The following is a 26424-nucleotide window of genomic DNA, read 5'->3' on the forward strand; positions in this document are numbered from 1 at the left end:
ATTACCGACTTAGGCGTAATAATCTATAGCAGAATTGCTACTCAGTGAATGTTTTGCTGCAATGTCGAGTTCTTGTGCTGATATTTCATCCAACATCGCATCACCATTGCTGTTTTGTTCATCATATTCAGATTTCGACTCGTTATCACCATCTTGAGAAACATGACTATCAGCAAGTTGAAGTCCTTCTTCAGCTAACATTTCGCGTAACTTAGGAATCGCTTGTTCGACGAGATCTCTTGTTTGTGATTGTGCGACTTGGAACTGTACTTGAGTTTGCTCACCGTGAACTTGAACTCTCACGACCATATGACCGAGCTCGGCAGGATCAAGTCGAATTTCAGCATGTTGAACGCCTTGTCCGACCATAGTGATTAATTGCTGCTTCATCACTGGAGCAAACTTTTGAATCATATCTTGCATGTTCACAGCAGCTTCAGCCCCTTGGCGTAAAGATAGCTGAAATTGTGGGACATCACTTTTATGTTGCGCCGTAAAGCTGCTTTGATTTTGTAATGCTTTTACTTCAGTTGACTCAGGTGTTAACTCAGACGTTGCTGCGCTAGCAGCTGAACTGGCCAACGCTGCATTTTTAGCTATTTGTTTATCCATTGACACAGTTAACTCAGCTTTGGACAAATTGATTTGAGGCACCTCTTTAGAGGATGACTTCGTCTCTGATTGGCTTGCTTCGCCTAATATCGTGCCTTTTTCGGCATTGAGATTCGCCTCTGCAGTATTTTTACTGGCTTGCATTTCAAGTGTCGTATTAACCACTGACTGAGGGTTCACTAATGATGCATTATTTGTTTGATTGGCATTAGCTTGCGTATTGGACGCTAAATTAGCGACGTTTTTAACTGAGTCACTGTCAGCCGCACCTTCATTAGCATTTGCAAGCACAGCTTGCTTATCTGTCAGAGCCATTAAAGGCAAAGCTTGTTCACCGTTTAGCTGATGCTGACGATTGAAATCAGCAATCAATTGATTAAGCTGCGCTGGCGTGAGGCTCGCTAATTTCTCGCTATCCATTGATGAAAACTCACTTAACTGAGTAAGCTGTTCAGCCGTCAACGATGATAGAAAAGCGTTGACGGTTTCATCAACCTCAGTCTCAAGTTGTTCATCAGAGTTGATTGTCTGAGTATTTGCCAATAATTCAGAATCCAGCATGTCAGAATCTATTGCTGAGCCTTCGTCCGCTAAAAGCTCTTCATCTAACGGCAATTCTTTGCCACTTGGATCTGAAGGACCGACTTTATCAAAATTTTCAGACATACCAATTTGCGCAAAAATTAACTCTACATCAGCCTCTTCAATTGCGACATCAAACTGCTCTTCTACATTTGTCTCGCTACTTTTTGCCAACTTGGTCTTTTCAACATCCATTTGTGACGCTTGGTTAAAAACAGATAGAAAAGATTGATTATCAGCACCTTGCGATTTATCTGAACCAGTAACACTTGCAACTTTACCACTATTGCCTAATAAAATATTACTCATCTGCTGCATAACCAACTCCAAATCACTCCCCTAATCGAAACCATTAACAAGGTCATTTCTGGGGGTTTATCCATTGTCACAAAGCTGACACTTTGCGAAGTTAATACAAGTAACCTGCAAATTAAATGCCAAACTTTTATCTTTGTAAAAAGTTGAAAATTGGTAAGAGTAATGACAGTGAAATGAAACTAATGATGAATTGATAAAAATAATAAAAAGACCTTAGCGAGATTTCTTGCGGATAAACTGCTGCATAGCAAATTCATCTGATGCTTTTTGTTCCTTTTTATTGGCAAGCTGTTGAGCTTTTTGGGCGTTTTTTTCAAGTAACAATTCAACTGCTTTGCGCTTTTGTTGTTTCTCTTGCCAGTGAACCTGACGATAACCCGTTTGTTTCTCAGCCTCTTTTACCGCATTAACTTGTTGTAATAAGGCTTGATCTACTTGCTTTATAAATTCATGAAAAGAATGATACTGGCTTGCACTGAGGGTTTTCCCTTGGTTTTCGCCCATTTGTTTCATGTATTCAAGTCGATAATTATTAAGCGCATCAAGTTGGCTTTGATGTTTTTGTTGTTCAAGCTGAGCAGACTTTAGCTGAAGCGCAGCTTGCTCTTCAGCTTCTTTGTTCAACTTTAATACGGTTAACAAGGGATCAGTTCGGCGCATTATTTACATTGAGCAGCAATCTGCCCAACCATAGTTTGACTATCATCAAAAGTAATTACATCTTTAAAGCCTTGCCTTAAAAAGGCATTCATAGCCGGTTGTAGGCGAATCGCATTATCAATTCGAGGATCACTCCCTTGGGAATAAGCACCTATCGAAATAAGATCTCTGTTTTGCTGATACAAGGAATACATTTGTTTAACCAGTCGCATCGACTCAAGGTGCTCTGCTGAAATAACCATAGGCGCAACACGACTAATAGATTGTTCAATATCTATTGCAGGGTAATGCCCTGAATCTGCAAGAGTCCTTGATAACACAATATGACCATCTAAAATCGCTCGAGACGCATCTGCAATGGGATCTTGTTGATCATCACCTTCGGTTAATACCGTATAAAACGCAGTAATAGAACCTTGCCCCGGTCCACCATTACCGGCTCGTTCCACTAAACGTGGCAGCTTGGCAAATACTGAAGGCGGATAGCCTTTGGTTGCTGGCGGCTCCCCGACAGCAAGGGCAACTTCACGTTGCGCTTGAGCATATCGAGTTAAACTGTCCATTAATAACAAGACGTTATAGCCGAGATCTCTAAAGTATTCAGCTATTCGTGTAGACGTTTCACACGCTCGAAGTCGCATTAACGGTGAAGTATCTGCTGGCGCAGCGATAACGACCGAGCGAGCTCGACCTTCAGGGCCCAAAATTTCTTCAATAAATTCTTTTACTTCTCGACCACGCTCTCCCACTAAGCCAACAACAATAATATCTGCCGTTGTCCCCCGTGTCATCATGCCAAGTAGCACACTTTTACCGACACCAGAACCAGCAAATAATCCCATACGCTGACCTTTACCTACGGTTAGCATGGCATTAATCGCTCTGACTCCCACATCCAAGGGTTCTGAAATAGCCCGTCGAGAAAGCGGGTTAATCGGTGGTGCATGTCTTGACGCTTGCTGTTCTGTGTTTAATGGGCCTAAACCATCCAACGGTGCACCACTACCATCAAGCACGCGCCCTAATAAACTTAAACCGACATTTAACCCTGATTGCTCACCCAAAGGTTGAACTCTTGCTCCTGGTAACACGCCTCTTAATTCTTCTACCGGCATCAAATACAAGAGTTCATCATCAAATCCAACTACTTCAGCAATTAGCTCACCAGCCATAGTTTCAATTGAACATAAACTACCGACAGGTGCACGACAGCCCGTTGCCTCTAGCGTTAACCCTACAACACGCACCAATTGCCCACTTGCAACAGGGCGCAAAGGACTGACTTTTTGGCTTTGTATTTTGAGTTTATTCAGTAGCTGATGTTGACGGCTTTGCATCGTCGATATCCTCAGCAGTTACAGAAGTGTCAGGAGCTTGACTCGCTTCCTCTACAGGCGCGTCTGATGCTGCTAGATTGGCTATTTCAGGGGACAGTTGTTTTGGCGACAATGCAGCGTCAGGCTCATTCTCATCTGCAATTGTTGTTTCTGGCTCATGTCGAACTGGTGAAGATGTCGTCGTTGAATCCAAATCTCTTGCTGGTAGTTCATCGACAATATCAGTTTGATAAACGTTGGAATCCGATTTCACCGTTTGAACATTATGTTGAATACCTTGTGCTTGCTCTTGAAGCTGAGAGAGCACCTGCTTCATTCTCTCTTCAACTCGCAAGTCCACGCTTGAACGTAAGCTATTAATAATACAGTCACCGGAATTCAGAGAAGGATCGGCATCGATTTCCCAATGGTTTTTTGCTAACTGAGCATCACTGTACATTTTGGTGACTAAGGTGGCGTCGTCAGGATGTAATCGAAGTTTTACTTGCTGTTCTTTAATAGGCAGTGAGTCAACACCTTGGCGTAACACAGATAAAATATGTTCTGGATGAGTTTTTAGCTCATGGCCCACAATGGATTTTGCCAGATTAATAGCAAGGGTGAGCATTTCTGACTCAATTTCAGCGTCGAGAATCATTAACGGTTGCTCAAACTGTTGCACAATGCCCGTTAAGCGCTCCAACATCTCATTCGCTTTATTCAATCCCTCTTCATAGCCTTGTTGCTCGCCTTGGCTAAATCCTTCTGAGTGACCTTGTTCTAACCCTGCTAATTTCCCCTGCTCAAGCCCTTGGTTATACCCATCAGCTTTGCCTTGTTCAAATCCTTCTTGCTCTGCCTCTGCTCGAATTTGCTCAATCTCAGCCATGGTTGGCGGTAATAACGGTTTGTCATCCGCTTGCGGTGGCGGATTATTGGCACCTAAGTGACCAAATAAGTTTGACGGAGCATCAGCTTGAGATTCAGTCACATCAGGTAATTGCCAGTGACTAAAATCATGTTCTTCATTTTCAAGCGGTTTGTTGGTTTTAGCGTCCGTCATCTTAATGGCCTAATTGACTGCAAAAATACTGGTTAAGTCGGTGATGTCACTCTCTCGTTTAGCACAAGTGATTATAAGAACTCTTCTCCACCACCGCCGCCAAGCATAATTTCACCACTATCACTCAAGCGTCGTGCAATTGCGAGAATTTCTTTTTGAGCCACTTCCACTTCACTGATCCTAATCGGTCCCATAGCCTCAAGATCGTCACGTAGTAACTCACCTGCACGCTTAGACATATTACCCACGATTTTATCAGATAACTGGTCATCGGCCCCTTTCAAGGCTTTCATAAGTACATCTTGTTGTACTTCTCTGAGCAAGACTTGAATGCCACGGTCATCAACGTCAATCAAGTTCTCAAATACAAACATTAAGTCTTGGATCTGTTGTGCCATTTCCTCATCAGATTCACGCATGGTTTCCATAATCTGACTTTCTACGCCGGTATCAAGGAAGTTCATAATATTCGCAGCTGCTTTTAAGCCGCCCATTTTAGCCGCTTGTGCGCCGCCTTGGCCTGCAAACTGTTTCTCCATGATGTCATTTAACTCTTGCAATGCAGCAGGTTGCACTTCTTCCAAGTTAGCAATACGCATCATTAAATCTAAGCGGGTATTTTCTGGGAACTGACTAAAAATTTCAGCCGCTTGATCGGGCTCTAAATAAGATAAAACAATAGTTTGGATTTGCGGATGCTCATTCTGAATAATGGTGGCAACCTGACGTGCATCCATCCATTTCAATGAATCCAAACCTTTGGCACCACTGCCCATGATAATTTGTTCAATCAAATTACCCGCTTTATCTTCACCAAGTGCCGCTGTTAATGCTTTTCTGACAAATTCTTCACTATTAAAGCCAATAGATGAGAATTTTTGGATTTCTTCAAGAAATAACTTATGAACACCAATGACTTTTTCTTGGCCAAACTCTTCCATAGCAGCCATTGCCATACCGACTTTCTGGACTTGCTTAGGTTCAAGGTGCTTTAAAATCGAAGCTGCATCAGCTTCACTTAGGCTTAACAGCAAAATAGCCGTTTTCTCGATACCCGTTAAGTCATCAGGGTTAAACCCTTTAGTTGCCTCTGCAACTGCTACGTCATCATTTGCCATCTTCTTGTAACCAACTCTTAATTACTTGGGTAGAAAGTTCAGGTTCATTAGCCACTAATGCCCTAATCGACTTGATCATATCATCATCTTTATGCAGGTTCGGTATTTGAATTGAACCGTCATCAGCATAACTGTAATCAGCTTGCTGAGTATTTAACATGCCTAATGTGTCTGCGGCGTACTGATCTTCAATTTCAGCAAGCTCATGGCCTAAACGTGTTTCTTCAGGCATCTCAACTTCGTTAGATTTCAATAACCTGTTTAGCATTGGACGAATAACAAATAATATCAGAACTAGCACTAATAATGCGCCTAGTATTAGCCTTACCGCTCGCCAAAACCATGGTTGCTCCCACATTTCAAGCGCTGGCAACTCTTCAATTAGTTGGTCCATAAATGGAACCGTTACCACCTCCAACGTATCACCACGTTGACTGGTAAACCCCATCGCCCCTTCTAATAAACGTCGGATATTAGTCAGCTCTTGTTCGGTTCTAGGTACTCTTGTTACCACACCATTTTCATCAACAGGTCCAGGCTTGTAGTCAATAGCAACTGATACACTTAACCTTCTAACCACGCCAACTTGCTGACGAGTATGACTAATAGTCGTATCAAGCTCAAAGTTACGAGTCGCTTCACGGAAACTGTCTCCAGTAGCTGCAGTGGCTTCAGATTCACCCACTTCTTGTGGAATATCAGACTCCATAGGTGGTTGGTTTGATAATGCACCTGGAATACCACCCATTGCCTGACCCGATGAATTACGCTCAATGGTCATTTCGCTGCGTACTGCTGGTAAATCAGGAGAAAAACGTTTTGCTGTTTGCTCAACGGCAGTGAAGTCCATATTGACATCCACTTGCGAGGTAAAGTTTTCAGGGCCTAAAATCGGCATTAAAATAGAATCAACTTTATTACGGTATTCAGATTCTTTTTGTTGAACTAACTCTTGTTCACGGCGAGCTCTTGCTGAAGCGCCATCTTGGCTTCCAGAGTTAAGTAAACGGCCATTAGAGTCAGTCACTGTGACTCGAGTAGGCTCCAAACCCTGAACAGCAGAAGCGACAATATCAACAATGGAATCAATTTCTTCTTGGCCTAAGCTGCCACGGCGCACGTTAACGACTACGGTTGCGCTAGGTTTAGATTTGTTTCTGGCAAATACATTTTCTTTTGGTAACGCTAGAATCACTTTGGCACGAGTAACACTTTTAAGCTCTTCAATTGCACGAGCTAAATTGACTTCTTGGCTTTGTTTTAATCTCGCCTGCTCCATGCGTTGACTCACACCAAAGCCACTATCTTTACTCAAATAATCAGTTGGTTGGCTTGAGGTTTCAACACCTGCACGGCCTAATAGTAATTTTACATCTTGATACTTATCTTCTGGAATACTGACTACATCACCAGAAATTTTATAGGCAATTTTATTTTTATCGAGAACGTCCAGAACCTGGATCATTTCATTGGTTTCCATCTGACCTAGAGGTCTAAACTCAGGCTCTTGCGCCCAAATCATCATGAAAACCGCCAGCACCAAACAGACTGCCAACGCTAATATCATGGTGATTTGACGCATGAAATCAGCACTGCCAAATGAACTCATTAAGCCAGATTTGTTCTCTTGCTGAATCCCTGTGCTATCAACGGTATCTGAATCTAATACGAGATCTGTGCTCACAATAATTACCTACTTTCTAATCTGATAAGAGCCTAAACAGGCATGCTCATAATTTCTTTATAAGCTTCAACAAGCTTGTTTCTTACTTGCACAGTTGCTTCAAATGCCACACCTGACTTTTCACGAGCTATTACGGTATCTGACAGCGTGACTGTCGAATCTCCCATTTCTAAACGTGTCGCTAGGTTGGCGGAATTTTTTTGTAAAGCAGTAACACTTCCTACGGCTTGAGAAAGTAACCCTCCAAAATCAGCCCCTGATGTATTACCCACCTTCTGAGTCATATCCGGTTGAATTGGAGAACGAAGATTAGGTGAAATTTCACCACGAAGTGATTGCATTTCTTGTAAAAAAGGATTTCCGCTAACCTGCATTGTAAACTCCTATTCGTCGGATATTTGACGACTAAAAACCAGTTACAATAGATTTAGCAATTAGGATGCCAATAATATAAAAATGCCTATTAACAATAGATATTGGGGGTAAAAAGCAGTGCGTTTGCTCAATGTATGCGCAGCAATTGTCATTGTAGATAAGAAAACCTAGCGAAAGTGCTAGGTTTTCTGGCTGAAGTTAACAATAAAAATGTTAACAGGAGAAAATTAAGCCGGCACTTGAATGCCCATATCGCGCATTTTCGCCATTTTATATCGTAAGGTTCTTGCGCTAATTCCCAGCTTTTCAGCTACCGCTTTGCGACTGCCATTACACTGATTTAATGTTTCCAAAATAATCACATGTTCTTGGGCTTTTAATTCTCCGCCTAAGCCATCTGTTTCTGTGCTCGGTTTAGCTTGTTGCTCAGTAGGCTGTAGCGGCACTTCGGCACTATCAAGCACAATATCATTGCTTGTCACCTCTTCACCTGTATACAATATCAGCGCTCGTTGAATGACATTATCAAGCTCTCGCACATTACCAGGCCAGCGATAAGTCAGCAGCCTTCTACAAGCCACATCATCGATTGTGGGTACAGGTGAAATATTCGCAAGTTTTGCATGTTTCACTATCAAGTGACGAGCAAGCGGTAAAATATCAGCAGGTCGCTGATTTAATGCAGGCCAAGTAAGCGGAAACACATTAATGCGATAATATAAGTCTTCTCTAAAGGCTCCTGAAGATGCCATTTCTTTCAAATCACGGTTGGAAGTTGCTAACACTCGAACGTTTAGCGATATCGTTTTACGACCACCAAGGCGCTCTACTTCCCTTTCTTGCAGCACACGTAAAAGTTTAGCTTGCAGACCAAGCTCCATTTCAGAGATTTCATCTAATAAAATCGTCCCGCCTTGTGCCTGCTCAAATTTACCAGGACACGCCTGATAAGCGCCAGTAAAGGCGCCTTTTTCATAACCAAATAGGGTTGCTTCAAGCATATTCTCAGGTATAGCGGCGCAGTTAATGGCAATAAAAGGCTCATCTGCTCTGACACTGTTTTGATGAATGTATCGTGCAAGCACTTCTTTACCTGAACCGCTCGGCCCCATAATCATCACTGATGCATCGGAACTTGCGACTCGTTGTGCAATTGACAGTAATGCCAAACTTTTGTCATCAGCCACAACAGGTTGATCGAGGTTTTGTTTTAACGGCAAGTAGCGTGACACTTGATTGAGCAGCACCTCTGGCGCAAATGGCTTCGCCAAATAATCCACCGCGCCTAACTTAATGGCACTTACCGCATTATCAATGGTGGCGTAAGCTGTCATTAATAATACTGGAATCTTATTATTATTTTGCTGGAGGTAATTTAATAAGCCGATGCCACCAATGCCATCCATCTGAACATCACTGATAACCAGATCAAAATCATTAGATTTTAACGCTATGATGGCTTCTTCGGCTGAACCAACATCAACACAATCGTAATGAGCTAACATTAATGTATCCAGTAATGCTTCTCTTAACGATGCATCATCCTCAACGAGTAGTAATTTTGCTTCACCCATGAGAAGTCTCCGTTTGAGTTAAACTTGCCTTAGCGTTGACTTGTTCATCAACATTATGCACTGGGAATGAAAGCCTGATAAGGCAACCTTTATCGGGTTGCGATGACACCTGCACCGTGCCGTTATGGTTTCTCACAACGGTTTGCACTACAGCAAGCCCAAGTCCTGTACCTTGGCTTTTTGTGGTAAAAAAGGGCTCAAGTATTTGTTGCTGCATATCAGCAGCTAGCCCTTTACCATTATCAATCACATCAATATTCAGACGATGATCGGTTGAACTGGTTATGATACGTACTTCAGTTGCATTGGCTTCTAAGCTGTTCATCACTAAATTGTTAATCGCTGAACTTAATGCATTGCCATTAGCTAAAATCGCATCACTAGAATGATTAAAATACTGTAATTTACACGACTTGTTTTCAGCAATAGGTTCACAGTTAGCTAACACAGGTTCAATAATTGCTTCAGCCAATAAAGCCTCTGAGACATCGTCTTGTTTATTCTTAGCCATTAGCAGCATGTCATTAACTTGTCGCTCAAGTTCATTAAGACGATCAACTAACTTAGACTGAAAGCGTTTTTTAGCCGTTTCAGCCAACTTAGGGCTGGCTAAGTTCGACGCATATAACATTGCAGCAGAAAGCGGAGTTCTGACTTGATGAGCCAATGTTGCGACCATTTTCCCAAGCGCTGATAATCGCTGTAAATGCGATAAATTCTTTTGAAGTAAGCGGGTTTCAGTTAAATCCGTCAGTACAATTAACTGACCAGGCTCCGGTGTTAAAGGAGTAATTGCTAACTTAACTCGACGACCATTTTTAAGAGAAACCTCATGACCATCATCTTCTTGGGGAGAGAAAGCACGATTAATAATTTCAAACCACTTGGCACCTTGTAAAGGTCTGCCTAATAATTCAGTGGCCACAGGGTTAGCAAGAGTGACAACACCATCCCCATTAATAATCACAACGCCAGATGGCATAGCTTGTAATATATGCGCCATTTGATTTGACATATTAGCCGCCTTTTGCGGAACCGCTCGCTCATTTTGTTCAATAAACTGCTGATTAAAAGGCGCCGATGAACTGACTGAGCCAGTTAAGTCAATTTTAGCAGTGCTTTGCTGAACTGAATCGTCATCTATATTAAAGGCATAGTGCTCTGCTGATGCTTGCGCCGTTACTGATTGTTCTGAAACTAGTTGCGCTGAAAACATAGCCACTCCGTCAAAATATTTACTTTTAACAGGCTAATGCATTTGGTATGCCACTTTAATCAAACTTATCAAGAGGCATAAAAAAGCATGCCAGAAGGCATGCTTTAATAGAACATTTTTTGCGCGATGATACTAGTCTTTACTCATACCGTATTTACGCATTTTCTCAACGAGTGTCGTTCGGCGAATACCAAGCATTTCTGCAGCCCTTGCAACAACGTTATCTTGCTGCTCAAGTGCTTGACGGATCATATCGATTTCAAGCTCGGCTAATAAATCTTTTAAATTCACGCCTTCAGGAGGTAATTCGCTTGGGAATCGTGTTTCAGGGATTTCGATAGGCTCATCATCACTGAAAATTGAAGCTAAGGCGTCACGCTCTTGTTGCTCCTCACTGATTTCCACGCTGTATTCAGGCACATCAATATAACGATACTTACGTGGTAAGTCATTGACATCGACAAGCCCGCCTGGGAATAAAATGGTTAGCCTTTCAACTAGGTTAGACAGTTCACGTACATTACCAGACCAGTTATGTTCTTTTAATGACTCTATCGCACGTTGGGTAAAACGAATTTTACCGCGACCTTCATTAAACACACGGCTAACTAATTCTTGCAGTAACAGTGGTACGTCATCACGTCGTTCACTTAACGACGGCATTTCAATTGGAAATACGTTTAGTCGATAGTATAAATCTTCACGAAACTCATTCTTATCAATCATGGTTTCAAGATCACGATGAGTCGCAGCAACCACGCGCACATCTGTTGTAATCGTTTTAGAACCACCGACACGTTCAAAGACTTTTTCTTGCAGTACACGTAATAGTTTTACTTGCATCTGCAGCGGCATATCGCCAATTTCATCTAGAAATAATGTGCCGTTTTCAGCTAATTCAAAGCGACCTTTACGGGTAGAAATCGCGCCAGTAAAAGAGCCTTTCTCATGGCCAAATAACTCACTTTCTAATAACTCAGGTGGAATAGCACCACAATTGACAGGAATAAACGGTCCATCACGTCGCTCTGACATATAATGAATATTACGAGCAACCACTTCCTTACCTGTACCAGATTGACCCAGCACTAACACAGTGGCATCAGACGTTGCGACTTGGCTTATTAGGTGACGAACATTGGCAATCCCTTCACTACGACCAACAAGTGATCTAAACAGTTTGGTTTGATTGGCGCTGGTTGGTATTTGAGGTTGCTTAGCTTGACCGTAAATTTGGCAAAAATGAAGCAGCTCAGTGAGCTGAGGATAGTTTATTGGCTCTTCGATTGTACCAAGTACATTCACGCCATTAATCTCTTGCGAACCGATTAATAAAACGGGTTGCCAAGGAATTGAGGATTGCACATCTTTAATGAATTCAGCTGAAACAGATTCAGTGTCGATAACTAAAGCTCTAAAACGAGAGTCACGAGTTAACGGCGCAAGATCATCAGTTGAAATGAGGTGATGTTTTTCATCTAAAAATTCAAAAATACAACAAAGACGAGACACGCGCTCAGAAGGTTCAGCAACAATTAAAATTCGTTGTTCTATTTGCATCATTAAGAAGGCCAAAGCTCTAGTTATTAGTAATTCAGAGTCAAAATTCTTCGTTATCAAAAATCAATAACGCTCACCTGACTTGAATGTAGTTTATCACGCTATATTTCTATGAGTCAGATGACACAATTATAATATAAACATTAACATAGAAGATCGCGAACACATATTTTTTAATCTTTACTTAAATATAGCCAAAACTGCAATAAAGTTTAAACGAATACGCAAAAATAAATACTGTATTATCAGAGCAAGAGAATCAAGCTTGATCAGCCAATATTCTACCATGCTATTGATTTAAGTCACTAACAGCTGTTTTTATATACAACCAATACGATAAGCCAGACTGGAAATGCCATTTATGGACGAATAGAGACGCTCATTTTTACCTGTCGAAATACAAAAAAGGCGCCTATGGCGCCCTTTACAATGATATCAAAATTAACTCGCTTCTGACGTCATTTGATGCATCTCAGCAGGGATTGCATCCCAACCTTCTTTAATCGTTCTTAGGATGTTTGTGACATCATCAATGGCTATCACATCATTATTCACGTTTGCCTCTGAAATACGGCGTAACATGAAATCATAAAGATCACTTAAATTGCTTGCAACAGAGTCTTTGACGTCCATATTAAGACTATTATTCAAGCCATTTATGATACCTATTGCTTTGTTAATCGCGACACCTTTAGCCTGTAAATCATGATTTTCAATTGCGTATCGGCTTTGCGCTAATCGTAATAAAGCACCATCGAACATCATTTGAATAATTCGATGTGGAGAAGCAACAGCTATCTCACTGTCGATTGATACCTTTTGGTAAGATTTAATTGATCCTCTCATAGGGTTCACCTTTGCTACTTATTTGAGTCTATAGATTGATAAACATTAATTTGGCGCTGATTTTTCTTTCTAGCCTGAAGTAAAGATTGAATGTGTTTTTGCAATGCTATGACCTTCTGCTCAAACACTTTGCCAATAGAAATCTGTTGTTCTAACATTTTTCTTTCAGTTTCTTCATCTTCAAATTTCAGGTTATCGAGTAAAATTTGACGCTCACCTATAAGTACTAGCAAGTTAGATACCAACTCATCAGAAGATTCATTTTCTGAAGGAGTATTATCAATATTTTTTAGCAATTCTTCTATTTGCAGGTTTTTTTCAGATAGTTGTTTCATATAAATTAGCTACTTGGCACAGAGCCTGGTAATGAATTTAATCGCTCTGTTAATCCAGAGCTTTGTTGATTCAATGATGCAACGACCAAATCCATGGCATTAAACTGTTTAAATAAACGTGCTTCAAGTAACTCCATTTTCAAACTAAACGCATCACGCTGATCGTCTAAACGGCTTTTCTCACTGGTTAAACTATTATTACGGCTATCAATTAACCCACCCGTTTTAACATAACCTTCGACCATGGTATCTAATTGGCTTGCAATACCTGTGTCAGGAGTCGCAAATAATCCTTCAACTAAATCCATGTTTTCACTGATAGATTCATCTAGTTTTTCGGTATTAATTGACATTTTTCCGTATCGATCAGTTTCAATACCAATGTCATATAATGCAACGCTCTGTCCGTCAACATCGACTCGATTACTGATCATGCTTCTCATTTGGGATTCTACCGAACGAATCATTGAATCCCCTTGCAGCGCAGCGGCTTCTTCTTTTTCAGTGTCATATTTAGACATATCACTGATTGAAGTCACTAACGTATTGTATGCATCCACAAATGCTTGCACATTTTCTTTAACTAGCTCGTCATCTTGCTCAATTTTTAATGTTGAGGTTTTTGATACATCAGCATCAGTTAGCGAAAGCGTGACACCAGCAATGGCATCGGTAATTTCATTAGATTGAGAAGTAACCTTTTGACCATCAATATAGATGACGGCATTTTCCGCATTTTGAAGTGTCGTCAAATTTCCAGCGCCAAACATGTCATTTAACCCAGAGCCGGCAGTATCGTTCGCAGTAATTGTCACTTCATTGTCGGTACCTGGCTCATCAGAGCTAAACACGATACGGCTACCATCATCACTTTTAATGATCGTTGCAGTTACACCAGAGTTGTCTGTAGCGCCATTGATTTTTTTGGCGATATCTTCAAGTGAGTCGGTGGCTTCAATATCTACTGAGAAAGCTTCACCATTAACCGATAAATCCAGGCTACCAGTTCCCACCCCTAAACTCGGGTCGGCCACATTGGCTCCAGCCACTTTATGAGAAGAAGCCAGCTGTTCTACTTGAATTTGATAACTGCCTGATTGTGCATTCTTATCGGCTGTAGCGCCAAAATAAATGCTTTCGCCAGTCGACACTTTACGAATATTAAGTGCATCTGGGTCACTCAGCTTCTCTAGTGCATCTTGGAATGTCGATAATTTACTTTTCAACGAACCAATCGCTGACACTTTTGCATCTATTGTCGCTTCACTTTTATCGAATAATGCTTCTTTAGGGAGTTTTTCAGCATCGACGAGTACACCGACAATGGTGTTGATATCAAGACCTGAGCCAATACCAGTTGCTGTTAATGCCATAAATTCCTCACCTATTATTCAATAATTCTTACATTAATATTAAAGCAAAAAAACGCCTTAATTATGCCTCTGTATTAAGCAAAATCCCTGCCACTTCAGCTAATTTTTTCGACAGTTCTAACGCTTCTTCATTAGGTATTTGCCTAATGACATCACCAGAGTCAATATCCATGACACTGATCACATTTTTCCCAGAGTCATCATCCACTTTAAAGGCAAGCCCTTTACGCATTATTGACGCCATATCATTTAGGTCATCAGTAACTTCGGCTAACTCTTGATTATTTGACTCTTTATCAACATAGTCTTTAGCTTGTTGATCTGACTTTACTAACTCAGCAACTTTGGTTTTTTCTTCTGCGACCTGAGCTTTACTCTCAGTCAGTTGACGAGTCCCCATATTATCAGTAAGGGTATTTGAGGTACCAGTAAAATTGATATCCATAGCCATCTTACGCCTCTTAATTAGTTTAGTACGATAATCAATATCAAAACGACAAAAGGGAGACCTAACAAGATCTCCCTTCTCTAATCATCAAAATTTAATTAACTAATCAAATTATAGAAGAGATAATGCCACTTGAGGTAACTGGTTAGCCTGTGCAAGCATTGCAGAACCTGTTTGTTGTAACACTTGGTTTTTAGTCATTTCAGCGGTTTCTTTCGCGAAATCAACATCTACAATACGTGATTTAGCATCTGCAACGTTTGCTTGTGTATTTGCACTGTTAGCGATGTTATGTGCAAGACGGTTTTGTTTCGCACCTAAATCTGCACGTTGGCTATCAATTGTTTTAATTGCCGCATCGATTTTAGACAGAGCAGAAGCACGGCCCGCTGATGTTGCGTTAGTTAGTGAGGCAACTGATAAGCTTGTAGAGTCACTTGTTTTAACTGTAATAGTGATATCTTCACCATCTTGGTGACCTACTTGGAAGTTTTTACCACCTGAAAAACTACCATCTAATAATTTAGTTTCACCAAATGCGGTGTTATTACCAATTTCAGTAATTTCTAGTGCAAGTTCGTCCATTTCAGCTTTAAGAGCCGCTAAATCTTCAGTACTGTTTGCACCATTCTCAGATTGTACCGTTAAGTCACGCATACGCTGAAGCATGTTTGTTTGCTCTTGCATTGCGCCTTCAGAGATTTGAGCGATTGAGATTGCGTCGTTAGCGTTACGCATACCCACTTCTAAACCACGAACTTGAGAGTTCAAACGGTTCGAAATAGCTAAACCAGCCGCATCATCTTTTGCGCTGTTAATACGTAAACCACTTGATAAACGCTCCATTGAGGTTGCTAAGTTACCTGTAGAAGCATTTAAGTTCTTTTGCGCTTTCATTGATGTTACGTTTGTATTTACTGTAATAGCCATAATTTGTTTCCTCTTTATACCCGGCTTTAAAACTTGCCTGTCTCTATTGCCAGGCGGGTCTATTGGGTTACAAATACTTTAACGGCTGCAATTTAGGTTACTTTAGAATTTTTTTGAACATTTTTCGCACATCAAGCCTTAATTACATAAAATCAATAACTTAAACAAACAAAAAAGCCATGCTTGTTATTATTTAAACAAGTATGGCTTAATTTTTAGCCCGAAAGATTTTATAAAAAGCTTTAGGGTGTTAACTCGGTGTCATTAACCTAATAATGATAGCGCCACTTGTGGCAATTGGTTAGCTTGAGCCAACATTGAGCTACCCGTTTGTTGCAACACTTGGTTTTTAGTCATTTCAGCGGTTTCTTTCGCGAAATCAACATCAACAATACGCGACTTAGCATCTGCAACGTTAGCTTGCGTATTTGCACTGTTTGCAATGTTATGTGCTAGACGGTTTTGTTTTGCACCTAAATCTGCACGTTGAGTATCAATATTTTTAATTGCGGCATCAATTTTGGTTAGCGCTGATGCACGTCCTGCTGAAGTCGCATTTGTTAATGCTGCAACAGATAGACTTGTCGCATTACTTGTTTTAACTGTAATGCTGATATCTTCACCATCTTGGTGACCAACTTGGAACGTTTTACCAGCAGAAAAGTCACCTGTTAATAATTTCGTGTCACCGAAAGCCGTACTATTACCAATCGCGGTGATTTCTTCCGCTAATTGATCCATCTCAGCTTTCAATGCTGCTAAATCGTCAGGGCTGTTTGCACCATTTTCAGATTGAATAGTCAAATCACGCATACGCTGCAACATGTTTGTCTGTTCTTGCATCGCACCTTCTGAGATTTGCGCTATCGAAATTGCATCGTTCGCATTACGCATACCAACCTCTAACCCACGAACCTGCGAGTTCAAGCGGTTAGAAATAGCTAGACCGGCCGCATCATCTTTTGCACTGTTAATACGTAAACCACTTGATAAACGTTCCATCGAAGTACTTAAATTTTGCGTCGACGCATTTAAGTTCTTCTGTGCTTTCATAGATGTAACATTGGTATTTACTGTAATAGCCATAAATAAATCCTCATTCTTAGTTTTGTTGCCAAGACTTTGGAGCTTGGCTAAATTTTACAATTTAACGTTGGTCTTTCTTGCTTTATATATCTTGCAAGATCTGAACGCCTTACTAGATATAATCAAACAACGAAATAGAACCGACTTTGCCGAACACACTCGACACGGCATTTAATGCCAGTTGCTGTTTTTCAAATTCAGTTATTGCTGCGGCATAGTCCAAATCTTCAAGCATGGATAATGCGCTATCATTAACGATTTTTTCTTCAGCGTGATTCGTAGAGATACTCTCTAAACTTTTCAAGCTATTGCCAGCAATACTTCTTGCTGTACTGACTTGATTTTGACCACTATCGATATTATTCAATAGCTGTGCCAACTTTGAGTTTCCTTGAGAAGTATTTGGAATAGTAGGATCTTCAAGCATCGCAATCGCTTCATTAAAGGTATCTAGAATACTGACGGTTTCTTGAGGTTCCATGGTAAAAGAGTCACCCGCGACAGGCTGACCTGACAGTTGAACTTCTATGCCGTTAAAACTTACCGGATTGCTAGGATCAAAGTTTGCAACCGTTGATACGACGGTGCCGCCCGAATCTTCAATTTGTAAATCAAGGACACCTGCGTTATCAACAAACTTAAAGGTATAGGTATCTTCTACGTGTGCAGCAGAATCAAAAATGGCCGCCTTATCAACAACAAAATCACCCTGTTGAGATGGCAAATAATTGACACCATAATCACCAAGCGGATTAGGTGCGTTCATAAACACAGTGTCACCTGGCACATTTGTTCCGATGGTAACACCCGAGGCAACGATACTTTGCCGCTCGCCACTGTCACCGCTGTAAATTATTTGACCATTATTATCAAACGCAAAAGGTGGATTATTAGTATTGTTGCCAGCAAAGATATAATTACCCGATTCGTCTTTTGTGTTGGCAATCGACATTAACTCTTCGAGACTATCTTTCATTTCATCGGCAATCATTTGCCGTTCCGATTGAGATAGGCTGCCGTTTGCGGCGCGCTGTAGTTGCTCACGCATACTACTCATAATTGTTTCTGTGCTGCCTAACTTACTTTCGCTTAATCCAAGGTGCTTTTGTGCATAGTCAATATTCTTGACGAATTGATCCACCAAGGCGTTTTTTTGTTTTAAGTTATCAACACCAATAGCTGCAACAGGATCGTCTCCTGCGGTATTGAGCCTTTTGCCACTTGCCAGTTGTTCCAAAATTTTATTGGTTGAAGACTGACCTTTAGACAGACTTAAAGTATTTTGATGAAACATTTGAGCAGTTGAAATACGCATGACTAATTCTCCTAACGAACAGAACTAAGCAATGAATCAAACATTTGCTGAGCTGTTGTCATGATCCTGGCTGAAGCTTGGTAAGATTGTTGATAACGCATTAAGTTGGCAGCTTCTTCGTCTAAGTTCACTCCCGACTCACTTTGTACACGGTTATATGCTTGTAGATAAACAGCTTCATTTGATTCAAAAGACACGGCAGCGGCTTTGGTTTTGCTAGCAATATCAAGCTTACTACCTTCAAACACGCCAGCTAAGGTCGTTGTGCCGCCATTCATTAATTTTTCATCTGACAGTTTCGCCATTTCTATCGCATTGCTGTTATCTCCTTCGGCAAATGATAAATCGAAGGTATAACTGTCGGTTACGCCAGCTGTTGACGTGTCGCTAATTTCAAAACCAAAGCCATAAGGTGTACTAATTTGTGGAGGAGTAAATGCCGTTGGGCCACCAATTGCTGCGCCACTGGCGTCAAAAGCTTGATAAGTATTTGTAACGGTATCGATTTGAATAGTGATTTCACTATCAGTCACAGGGAAATTAGCATTTGTTCTATCTATGCTAGTTAACTTAACACTGGTGTCACCCGAGTTAGTGGGTTCACCAGTAATTTTAGGGGCAGCTGCTGCAATACCTTTGGGATCGGTCATTTCGACACCAATACCTGCTGCGGCGCCTGCATTGGGTCTAATTTCAAACTTATCACCATCTGCAAAACCTGCTGGCACCGAGTCAATTTGGATACTGAATCCATCTCCGCCCGTTAACTGGTTATTGACAGCATCATAGGTCAAAGCTTGTACTTCACCTGTTTTAGTATCTTTTAACTCATAGGTTGAAGGTGCAGTAAACGACAGTTCATATGAACTTCCTGTCAATTCACCGACATCATCTATGTTGACTCGGATTTTGGCAGTACCAGTATTTCCGTCAAATTCACCGACACGCCCAGCTGACATCAGTGGATCATTTATATCAGTAAATATATTTTGACCAATTTCACCATTTAAATCATAACCATTTGACTGCATTTCATTGAATGCATCAGCAATACCTAACGCTAATTGACCTAATTCTTGGCCAACAGGCACTAAGGTTTCATCGCGAAATTTAAATAGCTCCCCAAGTTGACCGCCTAGTTTTGATCCATCAATTACTAAACTTTGATTACCAGTGGTCGTGGTCAAACGAGATTCATTGGGATAAGGGTCTCCAGTAGTGGTACCGATTTGCATTGAAACTTCACCAGACACCAGCATCACAGAGCCGCCTAACATGACACTTTTAGCACCATTCTCAAGCGGAATAACGTTGACTTCGGAATACTCACTTAACTCCAAAATAAGTGCATCTTGTTTATCTAGTAACTGGCTGTCTGGACTTTCGCTTTTCATTAGCTCTAGATTAATGCTAGCCAGCTCATTGCTGATTTCATTGATGCGATCAGCCATCGCACCAATTTGACTATTAGTCTGTTTCATCTGTGAGTCGAGATGAGACTGCATTTGATTTAGGCTACTTGCAGCTTGTTGCGCTGCGCCAAGCATACTGTCACGCATACCTATATCGGTTGGTAAATCGGCCACACTATTAATGCTTGAGAAAAAGTCGTTTAATCGATCTGGCACCATTGAACCAATTTGTGAATAGAGCTGATCCATCTCATTCATTTTGGTGTAACGAGTCTCTGCGGCGCTCATTGAGGTTTGGCCTATACGCAACTCTCTGGCAGCAAAGTCATTGTAGATCCGCTTTACATCAGTAACGTAAGTACCCGTACCATAAAAGCTGTTACCAATCTTTTGGGATTCTAACGACGACTGCTCGGCAACTTGACGGTGATAGCCAATCGTATTGGCGTTAGCAATGTTATTACTGGTAACGCCCATTTGAGATTGAGCCGCCAGTACGCCGGTGCGGGCGATATTTAATAAATCAACAGCCATTAGTTAGTCTCTCCTGGTAATGCAGACTTAAGTCCATTAGTCACTGTTTCCATCACTTTTAGCACTTTCTTTGCGTATTGAGGATCAGTGGCGTAGCCAGCTTTTTGTAACTCATTAATAAATTTTGCAGGTTCTGCAGCCACTTTTTTGGCCTCTTGGTAACGTTCACCATTGGCGATAAAGGACACAAAATCATTAAAGCTTTGTTCAATACTGTCGTACATTCTAAAGTCAGCTCTTTGTTTAACAGCCTTGCCTTGCTCATACTCCAAGGTGTTCACCGATGTCTTATCACCCTGCCAGCGAGTATCGGCTTTAATGTTAAACAGGTTATTACTAGCCGTGCCGTCTTGACGTCTGATCATTTTCTGACCCCAGCCTGTTTCAAGTGCTGACTGAGCAAGCAACACTTCAGGTGTTGTTCCGAGAGCTTTAGCTGCTTTTTCAGCATGAGGATAAAGCGTATTAACAAAATGCGCAGGGTTGCTAAATTCGGACGGCGCTTTATTGACTGATTGCGGCAATTGATTGCCATTAGCGGCAACTGAAGTGCCCTTTTCGCCTGCCAGAATTTTCGCCATTGCTTGCTCATCGATAACCGAGTGATGACTGGCAAGCTGATTAACATTTACTACTGGTTCATTGGGTGTTTTTTGTGCAAACGACGCTATTGGACTGACCGCAATGTCTGCTGATTTGTTATCAAATAAACCATGTTGAATGTTTGCATCAATATCGCCACGAAGGACAGAGGCAGGCTTAAATGGTGTATCTTGAGGTGATAATTGCTGAACCATTAAATCAGCAATGCCCAGCATACCTTTATCAGACAAGTCCACTGACATTTGTTGATCACGCATGTTCTCAAAAAACTCAGTGGTTTGACTGTTCATTGGACTGTCTGATTTAAAAGCTGCGTTAGCATCACGCATGCTTTTCATCAGCATTTGAATAAAGATACCTTCAAACTGTTTAGCGACTTCTTTAAGTGCCGCTTTCTCGTCTTTCTGAGCCTGAGAACGTAATGAATCTAGTCCTCCTAGATCCAGAAAGTGCGATGAATTTGACAGCTTTTCCATAGTCGTACCGACAATATTTAGATGATGATAAGTTCACCATGCAAAGCGCCTGCCATCTTTAACGCTTCTAATATTGCAAGCACATCAGAAGGCGCTGCGCCAACCAGGTTTACAGCACGTACAAGCTCATCTAATGTCGTACCTGGATCAAACAAAAACATACGACTGTCTTCTTCAGCAACATCAATTGTGCTATCTGTAGTGACAACCGTTTGACCATTTGCAAATGCATTTGGCTGCGAAACTTGCGTAGCTTCTGCAATGGTGACCGTTAATCCGCCATGCGTCACAGCTGCAGGCATTAAACGCACATTTTGGCCAACGACAATGGTGCCAGTGCGTGAGTTAACAATCACTTTCGCAGATTCATCAGCTATCTCGACTTCAACATTTTCTAATGTCGCTAAAAAAGAAACTCGCTGTGATGCATCACGAGGCGCACTGACTTGAATAGAGGTTGCATCTAACGCTCTTGCCATACCTGGACCTAAAAAGTCGTTAATTGCATCTGCCATACTTTTAGCGGTAGAAAAATCTGAACGACGTAGGTTAAAAGTTAGATGATCCCCTGTCGCAAATGGACTCATCACACTGCGTTCAACAATCGCGCCACCAGGAATACGCCCAACTGTTGGCGTATTTTGAATCACTTGCGAACCATCTAAACCTTCTGCACTGAAACCACTGACCACTAGACTGCCTTGTGCGATAGCGTAAACATTGCCATCAACCCCTTTTAAAAAGGTTTGCAGTAAAGTGCCGCCACGTAAGCTTTTTGCTTCACCTAAACTCGATACGGTAATGTCAATATTTTGACCGGGCTTAATAAATGCTGGCATCTCTGCATGCACCGCTACCACCGCCGCATTCTTGGTTTTAGGGTTCACATTATCAGGTAAATTAATGCCAAAGTTTTTCAGCATGGTTCTGAATGTTTGTTCAGTGTATTTGGTTTTTTCACCAGTGCCTGGCAAACCAACCACAAGACCATAACCAATCAGTTGGTTACTACGTACACCTTGAACGTTGGCAATATCTTTAATTCGCTGTGCTTGAACTGGCGCAGAAAATACCGTTAATGCAACAGAGACGGTAAGGGTAATGGAGATAAATAAAGATGAAATTTTCATGGCATACTCCTTAGAAAGGCCACCATTCGCTCATAAAGAATGAGCTTAACCACCCTACTTTTTGAACATCTGCAAATGTACCCGTTCCGCTATATTGAATGCGGGCATTGGCTACTCGAGTTGACTGAACTGTATTCTCAGGAGTGATATCTTGACTTCTTACCATGCCTGTAACACGAATAAATTCATCGCCATTGTTAATCGAAATCCATTTTTCACCACGGATAACCAAGTTGCCATTACTGAGCACTTGCATCACGTTAGCTGAGATACTGCCATCAAGGCTGTTAGATTGGTCAGCATCAGCTTCACGCTTGGTGTCCATCGCATCAGAATAACGTAAATCAAGTGGTACACCTTTAATCGTCACATTGCCGCCACCAGCATAGATAGGGTCAACACTCAGATTAGAGTCTTTTTTGATTTCGTTATTGGCGCTTTTTTTAGCTTGAGTCGATTCATTTAACAGCACTGTGATAATGTCACCGACTTTATGTGCTCGTATATCTGAATATAAGCTAGACGATTGATGGTCCATGTAAATCGACCCCGTCGACACCATTTTAGTTGGTGATGCTTCTGGATACACTGGCGCATAAAATGGATCATCAGGTATAGGTTTTTGTTGCGTTGAACTACAACCGGCAATGAAAATAACGGATGCTAACGCTAGGTATTTATTCATAATCCAGTTCCTTTCAATAACAGTTATAGGTTCTGAGTCACGTAAGACATCATCTGATCAACAGCTGATATCACTTTAGAGTTCATTTCGTAAATACGCTGACTTTGAATCAGGTTTACTAGCTCTTCAGTCACATTAACGTTTGATGTTTCTAATGCCCCTTGGCGAATAGCGCCTAGGCCATCTAAAGAAGCTGTTCCCTGAATAGGCGTTCCACTTGCGCCAGTTTCGGTATACAAGTTTTGCCCTAATGGATCTAACCCTGATGGATTAATGAAATCGCTCATGGCTAACTGTCCAACAACTGTGCTTTCTGTCGCGCCAGATAATTTTACTGATACTTCACCTTCGGCAGAGACTGTAATTGAAGTTGCATCATCAGGTATGGTGATTGACGGTTGCACGACATAACCAGAACCTGGAGTCACAATCTGGCCATTTTCATCTAAGCTAAATTGACCATTTCGGGTATAAGCAGCGGTGCCATCAGGCATCTCGACCTCAAAAAATCCAGGGCCTTCAATCATTAAATCTAACGAGTTATCTGTGGTTAACATGTTACCTTGGGTGAACATTTTTTGAGTTGCCACGACCTTAGTACCGGCACCAATGTTCAAACCATTCGGCAGCTTAGTATTATCAGCACTTATACCACCAGCTTGATTGACTGTTTGATATAGCAAGTCTTCGAATACTGCACGGCTTTTTTTGTAACCTACGGTGCTCGCATTCGCCACGTTATTAGAAATAACTGCAATATCGGTTTGTTGGGCATCTAAGCCTGTTTTACTGATCCATAAAGCGGGATGCATAATTATTACTCCTAACTAACTCTCATTAAGGATGATGAAGCACGGTCTAGCTCTTCGGCATTTTTCATCATCTTCACTTGCATTTCGTATTGACGCTGGATATCAATTAACGCCACCATTTCTGAAACAGCGTTAACATTACTGCCTTCAACAGCCCCTGTTTCGATATTCACATTAGGATCGTTCGGCGCATTTAAGCCCGAAGTCAGCCTAAATAACCCATCTTCACCACGCATCATTTCTTCATTTGATGGATTAACTAATTTAATTCGTGCCACTTCTTCAACCACATCCGCAGTTGCACCCTGAGGTCTTACAGAAATAATGCCATCAGGCGAGATTTGAACTTTGTCGATTGGTAGCGGCAAAACTATCGGTCCAGCCTCTCCCATAACAGGGTTGCCTCGACCATTAGTTAATAAGCCTGTACTGTCAAAACTTAGACTACCGGAGCGGGTATACGCTTCGCCGCCATCAGCACCCTGCACTGCAATCCAACCTTTATCTTTAATCGCAATGTCTAAATCACGACCCGTAGTTTTAATTGGGCCTGAACTAAAATTTTGCCCAGGGCTTTCAGTCATAGAAAAGACACGTGTCGGTAAGCCTTCCCCAAACGCTTGCATAGAGCGAGCTTGAGCCAAATCAGCTTTAAAACCATCGGTATTCGCATTGGCTAAATTATTGGCACGAACAGCCAAAGCATTCATATTTTGCTTTGCCCCACTCATGGCAACATACAGTAATTTGTCCATCTGCCGCTCCGTCAAACTTTTTACATAACTAAAGATATAACTAGAACTAGCAATGAGTGTGCCAATATATAAATTGTGAATAGAGAATGGCTAACTAAATGAAATGTATTTGAAAAGCAGGAAGTGAAAAGAAAAACAATAAGAGGCAAAAAATGAAAAGGCAAAGAGTTGCCGTTGCGGCAACTCTTTGTCAAAACAAGTCAAACTTATCGAATTTGAAGAATCGACTGATTTAACGTGTTATTCACTTCAAGTGTACGAGAGTTCGCTTGGAAGTTACGTTGTGCAGAAATCAAATCCACTAACTCAGTGGTCAAATCGACGTTAGATTGTTCAAGCGCCGATGAACGAATACTACCAAAGGTACCACTATTTGCTTCACCTGCTAGCGCTGGACCAGAATCCAAGCTGGCTTTCCAAGAAGTATTACCCACTTGAGTTAAACCTTGCTCGTTAGCAAAACGAACCAAAGCAACTCGAGCTAATGGTTCAGTCGAACCGTTACTGTAACTTGCTGTCACTAAGCCATCTTCGCCAATACCTACGTTAGTCAAACGACCGACGGTGGTACCATCTTGAGTTAACTCAGTCACTTCAAATGGAGATGCATATTGAGTTGGATTATTAAATCCAACGGTAACTTTTTGACTACCATCAGCGCCAGGGCCTAATACGTTAGCACCATTAACACCCAGCTCAACCGTTTCAACTACCGCAGGATCTGAGCCTGTATATGCGCCCGCATCATTGAACTTTAATACCGAGCCTTTCCAGCCCGATGCATTTTCAGCAAATCTTGTCGTATCAGCAACACCGTCACCAGTCGTATCAGCGCCGTATGAACCACCATTTGCTTGGTCAAGGTCAACTTGTTTGCCATCTACAGCATAGAATGCAACCCAATTACTTTCACCGGTATAAGCCCCTTCTGTCGGCTTAACAAAATAGGTGGTCATAATGTGCGATTCACCAAGTGAGTCATAAATCGTCACTGAAGTCGATTTATTAAACGTGTCAGGATCGTTGGGATCAAAGTTAGCAGGATCTAATGGCGTTTCACCCACATCAAGGTTCATCTGTAGGCCAATATTCTCAGTTTTCACTGGGCTACCTGCCGTATCAGGGATCTTAATTGGTTGAGTCGTCGTTAAACTAACCGAGGTAGAGTTACCGTCAGCATCAACAGGGAACCCTTGTAAATAGTTACCAGCAGAATCAGTCATGTAACTTTCTGAGTTAACTTTAAATGCGCCAGCACGAGTGAATGCGTGATCTTGAACTCCCACACCTGATGATGTCACAAAGAAACCACCGCCACTTATCGCCATATCTAAAGAGTTACTAGTAAACTGTAAACTACCTTGCTGAAATTGCTGTGCAACCTGTGTCGTTGTCGCACCGCCACCGACAGCAGTTTTGCTGTTAGAGAAAATTGAATTAGCATATACGTCAGCAAACTCGGCACGAGATTCTTTAAAGCCTACGGTGTTAACGTTAGCAATGTTATTCGCAGTGGTATTGAGATCTTTTTGAGCTGCAGAAATACCACTCAAAGCAATGTTAAACGACATAATTCACCCCTTTCCTACTCATTCTGTTTGTTTTA

General features: G+C 41.5%; 24 protein-coding genes. All 24 read right to left on the bottom strand.

Annotated elements, in window-relative coordinates; genetic code table 11:
* Positions 1–9: 9 nt before the first annotated feature.
* Positions 10–1512 (bottom strand): flagellar hook-length control protein FliK, encoded by a 1503-nt coding sequence (locus SJ2017_RS14925; protein ID WP_080916247.1) that lies wholly within the window; start codon positions 1510–1512, stop codon positions 10–12.
* Positions 1513–1725: 213 nt separating this feature from the next.
* Positions 1726–2172: a flagellar export protein FliJ gene (gene fliJ / locus SJ2017_RS14930; protein WP_055025026.1), complete on the bottom strand. Its 447-nt coding sequence runs from the start codon at positions 2170–2172 to the stop codon at positions 1726–1728.
* Positions 2172–3509, bottom strand: coding sequence for a flagellar protein export ATPase FliI (gene fliI / locus SJ2017_RS14935; RefSeq protein ID WP_055025027.1), 1338 nt, complete (start codon positions 3507–3509; stop codon positions 2172–2174). The genes fliJ and fliI overlap by 1 nt, the downstream gene beginning before the upstream one ends.
* On the bottom strand, positions 3478–4551 hold the full coding sequence (gene fliH, locus SJ2017_RS14940; RefSeq protein WP_080916248.1) for a flagellar assembly protein FliH: 1074 nt from the start codon (positions 4549–4551) through the stop codon (positions 3478–3480). Before fliH ends, fliI begins: the two co-directional genes overlap by 32 nt.
* 71 nt (positions 4552–4622) lie before the next feature.
* Complete coding sequence (gene fliG, locus SJ2017_RS14945; RefSeq protein ID WP_055025029.1) at positions 4623–5669, bottom strand: flagellar motor switch protein FliG; 1047 nt, start codon at positions 5667–5669, stop codon at positions 4623–4625.
* Entirely contained in the window at positions 5659–7278 is a 1620-nt protein-coding gene (gene fliF / locus SJ2017_RS14950; protein WP_218919256.1) for a flagellar basal-body MS-ring/collar protein FliF, read from the bottom strand. Before fliF ends, fliG begins: the two co-directional genes overlap by 11 nt.
* Before the next feature lie 107 nt (positions 7279–7385).
* Positions 7386–7727, bottom strand: coding sequence for a flagellar hook-basal body complex protein FliE (fliE, locus tag SJ2017_RS14955; RefSeq protein WP_080916249.1), 342 nt, complete (start codon positions 7725–7727; stop codon positions 7386–7388).
* Positions 7728–7955: 228 nt separating this feature from the next.
* Positions 7956–9302, bottom strand: coding sequence for a sigma-54-dependent transcriptional regulator (locus SJ2017_RS14960; RefSeq protein ID WP_080916250.1), 1347 nt, complete (start codon positions 9300–9302; stop codon positions 7956–7958).
* Positions 9295–10518 (bottom strand): sensor histidine kinase, encoded by a 1224-nt coding sequence (locus SJ2017_RS14965; RefSeq protein ID WP_240433822.1) that lies wholly within the window; start codon positions 10516–10518, stop codon positions 9295–9297. Before SJ2017_RS14965 ends, SJ2017_RS14960 begins: the two co-directional genes overlap by 8 nt.
* A gap of 132 nt (positions 10519–10650) precedes the next feature.
* Positions 10651–12081, bottom strand: a complete 1431-nt coding sequence (locus SJ2017_RS14970; RefSeq protein WP_055025033.1) for a sigma-54 dependent transcriptional regulator — start codon at positions 12079–12081, stop codon at positions 10651–10653.
* 438 nt (positions 12082–12519) lie between these two features.
* Positions 12520–12924: a flagellar export chaperone FliS gene (gene fliS, locus SJ2017_RS14975; RefSeq protein ID WP_055025034.1), complete on the bottom strand. Its 405-nt coding sequence runs from the start codon at positions 12922–12924 to the stop codon at positions 12520–12522.
* Between the two features lie 14 nt (positions 12925–12938).
* Entirely contained in the window at positions 12939–13259 is a 321-nt protein-coding gene (locus SJ2017_RS14980) for a hypothetical protein (protein WP_055025035.1), read from the bottom strand.
* A gap of 5 nt (positions 13260–13264) precedes the next feature.
* On the bottom strand, positions 13265–14632 hold the full coding sequence (gene fliD / locus SJ2017_RS14985; RefSeq protein ID WP_080916251.1) for a flagellar filament capping protein FliD: 1368 nt from the start codon (positions 14630–14632) through the stop codon (positions 13265–13267).
* Positions 14633–14693: 61 nt separating this feature from the next.
* Entirely contained in the window at positions 14694–15077 is a 384-nt protein-coding gene (locus SJ2017_RS14990; protein WP_119969042.1) for a flagellar protein FlaG, read from the bottom strand.
* 114 nt (positions 15078–15191) lie between these two features.
* Positions 15192–16010: a flagellin N-terminal helical domain-containing protein gene (locus SJ2017_RS14995; protein ID WP_080916253.1), complete on the bottom strand. Its 819-nt coding sequence runs from the start codon at positions 16008–16010 to the stop codon at positions 15192–15194.
* A gap of 264 nt (positions 16011–16274) precedes the next feature.
* Entirely contained in the window at positions 16275–17096 is an 822-nt protein-coding gene (locus tag SJ2017_RS15000) for a flagellin N-terminal helical domain-containing protein (protein ID WP_065108534.1), read from the bottom strand.
* 112 nt (positions 17097–17208) lie between these two features.
* Entirely contained in the window at positions 17209–18411 is a 1203-nt protein-coding gene (gene flgL, locus SJ2017_RS15005) for a flagellar hook-associated protein FlgL (RefSeq protein ID WP_055025040.1), read from the bottom strand.
* Between the two features lie 11 nt (positions 18412–18422).
* The gene (gene flgK / locus SJ2017_RS15010; protein ID WP_080916254.1) at positions 18423–20357 is read right to left on the bottom strand and encodes a flagellar hook-associated protein FlgK; all 1935 of its coding nucleotides are present in this window, start codon (positions 20355–20357) and stop codon (positions 18423–18425) included.
* Complete coding sequence (gene flgJ, locus SJ2017_RS15015) at positions 20357–21436, bottom strand: flagellar assembly peptidoglycan hydrolase FlgJ (protein ID WP_080916255.1); 1080 nt, start codon at positions 21434–21436, stop codon at positions 20357–20359. Before flgJ ends, flgK begins: the two co-directional genes overlap by 1 nt.
* Before the next feature lie 17 nt (positions 21437–21453).
* On the bottom strand, positions 21454–22566 hold the full coding sequence (locus SJ2017_RS15020; protein ID WP_080916256.1) for a flagellar basal body P-ring protein FlgI: 1113 nt from the start codon (positions 22564–22566) through the stop codon (positions 21454–21456).
* Between the two features lie 10 nt (positions 22567–22576).
* Complete coding sequence (gene flgH / locus SJ2017_RS15025) at positions 22577–23251, bottom strand: flagellar basal body L-ring protein FlgH (RefSeq protein WP_080916257.1); 675 nt, start codon at positions 23249–23251, stop codon at positions 22577–22579.
* Positions 23252–23274: 23 nt separating this feature from the next.
* Positions 23275–24063 (bottom strand): flagellar basal-body rod protein FlgG, encoded by a 789-nt coding sequence (flgG, locus tag SJ2017_RS15030; protein ID WP_055025044.1) that lies wholly within the window; start codon positions 24061–24063, stop codon positions 23275–23277.
* Positions 24064–24074: 11 nt separating this feature from the next.
* A complete protein-coding gene (flgF, locus tag SJ2017_RS15035) occupies positions 24075–24818 on the bottom strand; it encodes a flagellar basal-body rod protein FlgF (protein WP_065108537.1) in 744 nt (247 codons plus the stop codon).
* Between the two features lie 206 nt (positions 24819–25024).
* Positions 25025–26389 carry a flagellar hook protein FlgE gene (gene flgE, locus SJ2017_RS15040; protein ID WP_055025046.1) on the bottom strand — a complete coding sequence of 455 codons (1365 nt, stop codon included), beginning with the start codon at positions 26387–26389 and terminating at the stop codon, positions 25025–25027.
* Positions 26390–26424 lie beyond the last annotated feature (35 nt).

Source organism: Shewanella japonica (assembly GCF_002075795.1).
GTDB lineage: Bacteria > Pseudomonadota > Gammaproteobacteria > Enterobacterales > Shewanellaceae > Shewanella > Shewanella japonica.